Source organism: Stenotrophomonas sp. STEN029 (assembly GCF_056760015.1).
In genome coordinates this window covers 1-8842 of the sequence record NZ_JBRREC010000134.1, presented here as the reverse complement: position 1 = coordinate 8842, position 8842 = coordinate 1, and the positions used below count along the sequence as shown (strand labels likewise).

6 protein-coding genes are annotated in these 8842 nt (G+C 64.0%); 3 read left to right on the top strand and 3 right to left on the bottom strand.

Annotation, left to right across the window (positions count from 1 at the left end; all coding sequences use genetic code 11):
- Positions 1-268 precede the first annotated feature (268 nt).
- Both gyrA and ACVOLI_RS19580 read left to right on the top strand, forming a co-directional pair.
- Positions 269-2968, top strand: a complete 2700-nt coding sequence (gyrA, locus tag ACVOLI_RS19585) for a DNA gyrase subunit A (protein WP_481615659.1) — start codon at positions 269-271, stop codon at positions 2966-2968.
- A 310-nt stretch (positions 2969-3278) separates the two neighbouring features.
- Positions 3279-4898, top strand: coding sequence for an acyl-CoA synthetase (locus ACVOLI_RS19580; RefSeq protein ID WP_481615658.1), 1620 nt, complete (start codon positions 3279-3281; stop codon positions 4896-4898).
- Positions 4899-5022: 124 nt separating this feature from the next.
- Here ACVOLI_RS19580 and ACVOLI_RS19575 read toward each other — a convergent pair whose 3' ends face one another.
- The 3 genes from ACVOLI_RS19575 to ACVOLI_RS19565 all read right to left on the bottom strand — a co-directional run bounded on the left by ACVOLI_RS19575 (position 5023) and on the right by ACVOLI_RS19565 (position 7500).
- Complete coding sequence (locus tag ACVOLI_RS19575) at positions 5023-5415, bottom strand: DUF3037 domain-containing protein (RefSeq protein WP_481546387.1); 393 nt, start codon at positions 5413-5415, stop codon at positions 5023-5025.
- Positions 5393-6169, bottom strand: a complete 777-nt coding sequence (locus tag ACVOLI_RS19570; RefSeq protein WP_481615657.1) for a HipA family kinase — start codon at positions 6167-6169, stop codon at positions 5393-5395. Before ACVOLI_RS19570 ends, ACVOLI_RS19575 begins: the two co-directional genes overlap by 23 nt.
- A gap of 137 nt (positions 6170-6306) precedes the next feature.
- Positions 6307-7500 carry a GGDEF domain-containing protein gene (locus tag ACVOLI_RS19565; RefSeq protein WP_481615656.1) on the bottom strand — a complete coding sequence of 398 codons (1194 nt, stop codon included), beginning with the start codon at positions 7498-7500 and terminating at the stop codon, positions 6307-6309.
- A 131-nt stretch (positions 7501-7631) separates the two neighbouring features.
- On the opposite strand from ACVOLI_RS19565, the gene ACVOLI_RS19560 reads away from it, so the two are divergent.
- Positions 7632-8702 carry a DUF1615 domain-containing protein gene (locus tag ACVOLI_RS19560; RefSeq protein WP_481615655.1) on the top strand — a complete coding sequence of 357 codons (1071 nt, stop codon included), beginning with the start codon at positions 7632-7634 and terminating at the stop codon, positions 8700-8702.
- Positions 8703-8842 lie beyond the last annotated feature (140 nt).

Genomic DNA, 8842 nt, shown 5'->3' with positions numbered 1-8842 from the left:
GCACTACATTGGCGCGCCCCTGCCGAGCGTGGCTCGGCACTACAGGGGAGGGCTCCTGCAAGGGGCGCCGGCAAGGCCCCTGCGGAGCATGGCCCGGCCTTGGCTATGGCAGCCCCTAAGTTCCTGATTTCTTCCGGTAAAAGCCCCCTAAATGGCGGCGAAAAACCTGCCCTTGTGGTAGACTCCGCAGGTTGATCCGAGTTTCCGGCAGGGTGGCCCTTCAGGGTGCCGCCAACGGACGGGATCGCTACCAGACAACGGAACCCGAATGGCAGAAAACGCCAAGGAAATCATCCAGGTCAACCTGGAAGACGAGATGCGCAAGAGCTACCTCGATTACGCGATGAGCGTGATCGTCGGCCGCGCACTCCCCGATGCCCGCGATGGCCTCAAGCCAGTACATCGCCGCGTCCTTTTCGCGATGAACGAGCTGGGCGCGCACAGCAACAAGGCGTACTTCAAGTCGGCGCGTATCGTCGGTGACGTGATCGGTAAGTACCACCCGCACGGCGACCAGTCGGTCTACGACGCGCTGGTGCGCTTGGCGCAGCCATTCTCGCTGCGCTACATGCTGGTGGACGGCCAGGGTAACTTCGGTTCGGTTGACGGCGACTCGGCAGCAGCAATGCGTTATACCGAGGCCCGCATGTCGCGCCTGACGCATGAGCTGATGGCCGATATCGACAAGGAAACCGTCGATTTCCAGCCTAACTACGATGAAAAGGAACTGGAGCCGACGGTCATGCCGACCCGGTTCCCGAACCTGCTGGTCAATGGTTCTGCCGGTATCGCGGTGGGCATGGCGACCAACATCCCGCCGCATAACCTCACCGAAGCCATCACGGCCTGCATCGCGCTGATCGACAATCCGTCGATCGACGTTGATGGTCTGATGGAGCACATCCCGGGCCCGGATTTCCCCACCGCCGGCATTATCAATGGCACTGCCGGCATCATCGCCGGCTACCGCACTGGCCGTGGCCGTGTGCGTATCCGTGCCAAGGCCGATATCGAAGTGGCCGACAATGGTCGCGAGTCGATCATCGTCACCGAGATTCCGTACCAGGTGAACAAGGCGCGGTTGATCGAGAAGATCGCCGAGCTGGTCAAGGAAAAGAAGCTCGAGGGCATCAGTGAGCTGCGCGATGAGTCCGACAAGGACGGCATGCGCATCTACATCGAAATCAAGCGCGGCGAGTCGGCCGAGGTTGTGCTCAACAACCTGTACCAGCAGACCCAGATGGAGTCGGTGTTCGGCATCAACATGGTGGCGCTGGTCGATGGTCGGCCGAAGCTGTTGAACCTCAAGGAAATGCTGGAGGCGTTCATCCGCCACCGCCGTGAGGTTGTCACCCGCCGTACCATCTTTGAACTGCGCAAGGCGCGTGCGCGTGCGCACGTGCTGGAAGGCCTGACTGTTGCCTTGGCCAACATCGATGAAATGATCGAGTTGATCAAGACCTCGGCCAACCCGGCTGAAGCCAAGGAGCGCATGCTCTCCAAGGTGTGGCAGCCAGGTCTGGTTGGCGCCCTGCTGGGCGCTGCCGGCGCCGAGGCATCGCGTCCGGAAGACCTGCCCAAGGGCATTGGCCTGGTCAACGGCAACTACCAGCTCAGCGAAGTCCAGGCGACGCAGATCCTGGAAATGCGCCTGCACCGCCTGACCGGGTTGGAGCAGGACAGGCTGACCGAAGAGTACAAGCAGCTGCTGGAATTCATCGCCGGCCTGATCCGCATCCTGGAAAACCCGGATGTGCTGCTGCAGGTCATCCGCGAAGAGCTGGAGAGCGTGCGTGCCGAGTTCGGCGACGAGCGTCGCAGCGAGATCCGCCACAGCGAAGAAGACCTGGATATCCTGGATCTGATTGCACCGGAAGACGTGGTGGTGACGCTGTCGCGTGCCGGTTACGTCAAGCGCCAGCCAGTCAGCGCCTACCGTGCGCAGCGCCGCGGTGGCCGCGGCCGCAGCGCCGCAGCGACCAAGGATGAGGATTTCATCGAGCAGCTGTGGCTGGTCAACACGCATGACACGCTGCTGACCTTCACCAGTTCGGGCAAGGTGTTCTGGTTGCCGGTGCACCAGTTGCCTGAGGCCGGTTCCAATGCACGTGGCCGTCCGATCATCAACTGGATCGCGTTGGAGAACGGTGAGCGCGTGCAGGCCGTGTTGCCGGTGCGCGAGTACGACGAGAACCACTTCGTGTTCTTCGCTACCCGCAACGGTACGGTCAAGAAGACCCCGCTGAGCGAGTTCGCGTTCCGTCTGGCGCGCGGCAAGATCGCCATCAACCTGGACGACGGCGACGCGCTGGTTGGCGTTGGCCTGACCGATGGCGAGCGTGACATCGTGCTGTTCGCCTCCAACGGCAAGACCGTGCGCTTTGGCGAAGACAAGGTCCGCTCGATGGGCCGCACCGCCACCGGCGTGCGCGGTATCAAGATGCCCAAGGGCGAGGAAGTGGTCAGCCTGATCGTCGCCGAGAGTGCCGGCGGCGTTGAGGATGAGAACGAAGAGGACAGCGGCGTCGAGGAAGTGGCAGCGGACAGCGGCGAGATCGTCGAAACCGCAGACGATGCCGGCGTGCAGTACATCCTGACCGCGACCGAGAACGGCTATGGCAAGCGCACCCCGCTGGCGGATTACCCGCGCAAGGGCCGCGGCACCCAGGGCGTGATCGGCATCCAGACCAGTGAGCGCAACGGCAAGTTGGTCAGCGCGGTGTTGCTGGGTACTGGCGATGAAGTGCTGTTGATTTCCGACGGTGGCACCCTGGTGCGTACCCGTGGCTCGGAGATCTCGCGCGTCGGCCGTAACACCCAGGGCGTGACCCTGATCCGTCTGTCCAAGGGCGAGAAGCTGCAGGCGGTTGAACGCCTGGATGCTTCGCTCGATGCCGAGGACGAGGTGCTGGAAGAGGATGCTGCAGGCACTGCGGAAGCAGTGGCACCGGCAGCGCCGGAGGCCTGATTCGGGTTTTGAGTTTGGAAAAAGCGCCGGCATGCCGGCGCTTTTTTTGTGCTTTTGTCTGGCTTTATCAGCCAGGAGCTTGCCCTCACCCCAACCCCTCTCCCGCGCGCGGGAGAGGGGCTGACGCACCGCGAGCGCAAGCATTGCTAGCCCCTCTCCCGTTCACGGGAGAGGGGTTGGGGTGAGGGCAAGCTTCTGGCCAGCAGCCTCAAATCCCAAGCCAAATCCCTGCGACTAATGTCGCAGCGACATTCCGAGCCAGCTGTCCGACTCTCTACCAGCAACATCCTTGGAGAGGGAGAGGCACCAGATGTACCAGGATCTCGGTCGCAACCAGGCCAACTACACCGCGCTGTCGCCGTTGAGCTTCCTGCGCAAGGCGGCAACCGTGCATCCGCAGCGCGTGGCGGTCATCCACGGGGAGCGCCGCCTGGACTGGGCGCAGGTCTACCAGCGCTGCCGTCGACTGGCTTCGGCCCTGCAACGCCGGGGTATCGGCAAAGGCGATACGGTTGCCGCGCTGTTGCCCAACACTCCAGCGATGATCGAACTGCATTACGGGCCGGCGATGCTCGGCGCGGTGTTGAATACGCTCAACACCCGGCTTGATGCGCAGACCCTGGCTTTCATGCTCGACCATGGCGAGGCCAAAATCGTATTCAGCGACCGTGAGTTCGCACCGCTGATGGAACGGGCGTTGGCACTGTGCAAGCAGCCGCCGCAGGTCATCGACGTCGATGATGCAGAGATAGAAAGCGGTGCGTTCCTTGGTGAGATCGAGTACGAGGCGCTGCTGGCCGCCGGCGACCCTGACTTCGCGTTCGAGCTACCAGTCGATGAGTGGGATGCCATCACTCTGAACTACACCTCGGGTACCACTGGTGATCCCAAAGGCGTGGTCTATCACCATCGCGGCGCGTACTTGAATGCGGTTGCGAACATCATCGACTGGGGCATGCCACAACACCCGGTGTACCTGTGGACGCTGCCGATGTTCCACTGCAACGGCTGGTGTTTCCCGTGGACCATGGCTGCGGTGGCCGGCACCCAGGTCTGCATGCGCCGGTTTGATCGCAAGCGTGTGCTGGAGTTGATGCGCGAGCATGGCGTCAGCCACTACTGCGGCGCGCCGGTCATCCATGCCGCACTCGCCGCTGCGCCGGAGGAAAGCAAGCAGGGCCTGGTCGGTATCAAGGGCCAGGTCGCGGGTGCGGCGCCGCCGGCAGCAGTGCTGGAGGAAATGGAGCGCATGGGCGTGGAGATCACCCACGTCTACGGCCTGACCGAGGTCTATGGCCCGGCGTCGATCTGCCAGCCGCAGGCCGAGTGGGCGCAGCTGCCAATTGCAGAACGTGCCGAGCTCAACAGCCGCCAGGGCGTGGCCTGCCTGCTGCAGGAAGACATGCAGGTACTGGACCCGGAGACTCTGCAGCCGGTGCCATGGGATGGCATCAGCGTTGGCGAGATCATGTTTCGCGGCAATATCACCATGCAGGGCTATTTGAAGAATCCGCGAGCAACGGCTGAGGCGTTCGCCGGCGGTTGGTTCCATACCGGTGATCTGGCGGTGGTGTATGCCAACGGCGCGGTGAAGATCCGCGATCGCTCCAAGGATGTGATCATCTCCGGTGGCGAGAACATCTCCTCGCTGGAGGTGGAAGATGTGCTGTGCCGGCATCCTGCGGTATTGGCGGCTGCGGTGGTCGCGCGCCCGGATCCGAAGTGGGGCGAAACGCCTTGTGCCTTTGTCGAGTTGAAAGAAACCTCGCATCTGGAATCGGCCGAGGCGTTGGCGCATTGCCGGCAGCATCTGGCCAGCTTCAAGCTGCCGCGGCGCTTTGTCTTCGGTCCGCTGCCGCGCACGGCGACGGGCAAGGTGCAGAAGTTCAGCCTCCGCGACGTCGCCAGGGAGCTGGTCGATATCGAGTGATGCGCCAGCCTGTCGGTGAGGCGAGCTCCGTAGTGCCGAGCCATGCTCGGCACTACAGGGAACGCATCTGCCGAGCATGGCTAGGCTCTGCAGGTGCGATTGGCACCGCGTCCCGGGCGGTGACTCAGCGCGGCGTACGCACCATGCGTTCAAGCAGGTGCTCGACGATGCCGGCGGGGTTGGCTGTGCGGCCTACGTGGGTGACCGAGGTCTGCACCACCGAGCTGCGCTTGGCGGTCAGGAAGTGGAAGCGGGCGCGCGGTGGCAGTTGTGCGATCGGCCCGGCACCTGGCTCACCACGGCAGATCGCGACGATGGCATCCAGCCACGGCTGCACACCAGCCAGATCAAGTTGCGGTGCAAACGCCTGCAACCGCGCGACATCGATCTCGATGGCGGCCTGCAGGTGCCCTGCGCTGGGGCAGGAGACGATCACGCCGACGTTGATGAATTCTTCGCGCTCCACCCGCGGTACGACGCGGATGATGGCGTAATCATAGGTGTGCAGCGTGGGCACGGATGGCCTCCTGTACGAAGGCTTCGCGCAATTGCAGGCGGCGCTTCAAATAGCTGGCGTAAGCAGAACGGTAGGCGGTCGCATCGGCAAAGGCGGGCTCATTCTGCAGCCAGCTGTCTGGAATCTGCGCGACGATGCCGTCGATGACCGCGTCGGTCAGCAAGGGAGCCAGCGCAGCGTCGGCGTCGGCGATGCGGCTGGCGAACGGCAGCAGCACGTGGTCCTTGATCAACGCGAAAGGCTTGGCACAGGCCTCGCCGGCGTTCTCCCAGTCGTGGTGGAAGTACAGCGCCGCGCCGTGATCGATAAGATAGAGCTTGCGGTGCCAGACCATCAGGTTGGGGTTGCGTGCGGTGCGGTCCACGTTGCTGGTGTACGCATCAAACCAGACGATGCGCGAGGCCAGTTCGGCATCCGGTTGCATCGCCGCAGGATCGTAGTTGATCGCGCCGGGCAGGTAGTCGCTGCCGAGGTTGGTACCCTCGCTGGCGCGGATCAGGTCCTGGATCTCCGGGTCGGGCTCGGTACGGGCGAACTCGCGGTCCAGTTCGACCAGGACGATGTCCGGCATCGGCAGGCCCAGTGCCTGTGCAAGCCGACCAACCACCAGCTCGGCGATCAGCGCCTTGGGGCCTTGGCCGGCACCGCGGAACTTGATGACGTACATGCCATCGTCGTCGGCTTCGATCACCGCTGGCAGTGAACCGCCTTCGCGCAGCGGGGTGATGTAGCGGGTGGCGTGAACAGTTTTCACGGGAATACGCGGTCAGAAAGAAAGGCAAGCCTAGCGCAAAGCCGGTGTGTTCGGTGGCTCGCTGGTTGCTCCCGGCGCTGGACGCATGCCGTGGATGACATGGCGTGGCTGTGCGATCTGTGGCGTGGAGTCGTGGGTCAAAGTGAAGAGTGATGGATCAGGTGGATACTGTCAGTGCCGCCCTGCGATGGGCTGGCAATCACCCGGTTGCGTCCTTCGCGCTTGGCCTGATACACGGCCAGGTCGGCGCGCTCCAAGGCGCTTTCCAGATCATCCGTTGCCGCCACCATGGTGACGCCAAAGCTGGCGGTGATGGTCTGCTTCGCCGGTGAGCAGTGCATCTCGCTGATGCCAGTACGTATGCGTTCGGCGACGCGGGCAGCGGTGGCCAGATCAGCGCAGCGCAACAGCAGCACGAATTCCTCGCCGCCGAAGCGCGCGACCAGATCGCCCGGGCGGGTCATCTGCTGCAGCAGCACACCGACCTGCCGCAGCACGTTGTCGCCGGCGGCATGGCCCCAGGTGTCATTGACCTGCTTGAAATGATCGACATCGCAGGCAAGCAATGCCCACTGGTTGGCGGGGCCGTGTTGCAGGCGCTGGTTGGCGATCTCGAAGAAGGCGCGGCGGTTGAGCAGCAGGGTGAGCGGATCATGGTTGCGCTCATGGCGCAGCTCTCCCATCAGTTGCTGGGCCAGCCCACCCAGCAGCAGGAACAGCAGCCACAGGTTGAGCAGCAGGTTGAAGGCCAGCATCCACAGCCACAGGCCGGAACGCGGCAAGCCGCTGCTGGTGAACCAGCCGGCCAGCAACCAGGCCAGCAGCGGACGCAGGATCGCGTATGCCACCAGCAGCAGATAGGTCCTGCGCAGCAGGCGCTCGAAGAGCGTGTCCGGTTGCTCGCGGCCAAACAGTGCCGGCAGTGCCAGGGCGAGCAGCAGCCCCATGCCTAGGTTGAGGAAAACGATGCGTGCGCCCAGCACGTCGCTGAGCCTGGAGAAGCAGAACAATGCGAACAGGGTGAGCAGGCTGATGGCCAGCGCGGCCGGTACCGGCACTCTGCCACCGGATCTGACCGCAAAGCCCTGCGCGGTGGCCCAGCTGCCCGCACAGTACAAGGCGCCGGTCAGCACCGACCAGGTCGCCAGCCGGGTGTTGTCCATCAGGATCTGTGCGGCCAGCGGAAAGGCAGTGCAGATATAGCCGGCCGCCAGCCACAACAGGTAGCGGTGGTGGCGTAATGAACGCCAACCGGCCAGCAGCGCCAGTCCCAGCAGCAGGGAGGTGGCGGGGACTACAAGCGGGAAGTACTGTTCAGCGGTGGCGCTCAAGGGTCAAGCCACGTTCGACGAATTGGACAGGCGAGGGTGCGAAGTATATGGGCAGGCAGGCGATATGCGATGGTTGGCGCAGCACGCGCACGGCTTCCGCTTGGTGGTTCAGCGGAGTCGGGACGAAGGCCGTGCTGGGCCTGTTTGCGGCCTTGGCGCTGGCGTCCTGCAGTACCGTGCCATTGCCTGCGCCGGGCCCATCGGCAACGCAGGTGCGCGATGAGGTCGTGCGGCGTATTCCGGCGACCGTCGATGACCGCATGGGCTGGGCAAGTGATATCCGCGTGGCCTTCGAGGCGCAACGCATCGAGGCGTCGGTCGAGAACATCTGCGCGACCTTGGCGGTGATCGAACAGGAATCTGGCTATCGCGCCAATCCCGACGTACCCAATCTGCCGCGGATTGCCCGGGGCGAAATAGACCGCCGTGCCGCTGCCATCCACATTCCCAAACTACTGGTGGATGCCGGCCTGAAGGTGAAGGGCGGCGACGGGCGCAGCTACGGTGAGCAGTTGGCGCGGGTGCGCAGCGAACGGGACCTGAGTGAGTTGTACGAGGAGATCATTGGCCGCGTGCCGATGGGGCAGCGCTTGTTTGCCGGCAAGAATCCCGTGCAGACCGGCGGCGCGATGCAGGTAAGCATTCCGTTTGCGCAGGCCAATGCACAGAACTACCCCTATCCGGTGTCGCGCAGCATCCGCGATGAAGTATTCACCCGGCGCGGCGGCGTGTACTTCGGCATCGCCCATCTGCTCGACTACCAGACGCCCTATACGCAGAAGGTGCATCGTTTCGCTGATTACAACGCGGGCCGTTACGCCAGTCGCAATGCGGCGTTCCAGAGCGCGGTGAGCAGCCTGACCGGTGTTTCGCTCGCGCTGGATGGCGATCTGCTGGTGCCGGATGCGCCCATCGACAAGCCAGGCCAGACCGAACTGGCGGTGCGCAGGCTGGCGCCGCGACTGGGTATGGATGAGCGTGAGATACGGCGCGCGCTTGCGCTGTCGGATCGCCTGGATTTCAGTGGTAGCGCGCTGCACTCGCAGGTGTTCGCCATGGCGGATGCACGCGCCGGGAAGGCCGTGCCGCGTGCCTTGATTCCCGGCATTCGCCTGGACAGCCCCAAGATCACCCGCGAACTGACCACCGAGTGGTTTGCCAACCGCGTAGACAGCCGTTACCGCCGATGCCTTCAAAGGTAGTGCCGAGCCATGCTCGGCAGCGGCGTTACCGATAAGCAGATTGTAGGAGCGGCGGGGGCCCCGCGCCCCGCCCCCACAAAGAGGGCAGGTGGGCGGGGGAGGGGGCGAGAAACACATGGCCGGCGGGCGGCGGGCCCCCA

Coding starts and splice junctions, on each gene's coding strand:
- gyrA (WP_481615659.1), top strand. CDS start 269: ATGGCAGAAAACGCCAAGGAAATCATCCAGGTCAACCTGGAAGACGAG.
- ACVOLI_RS19580 (WP_481615658.1), top strand. CDS start 3,279: ATGTACCAGGATCTCGGTCGCAACCAGGCCAACTACACCGCGCTGTCG.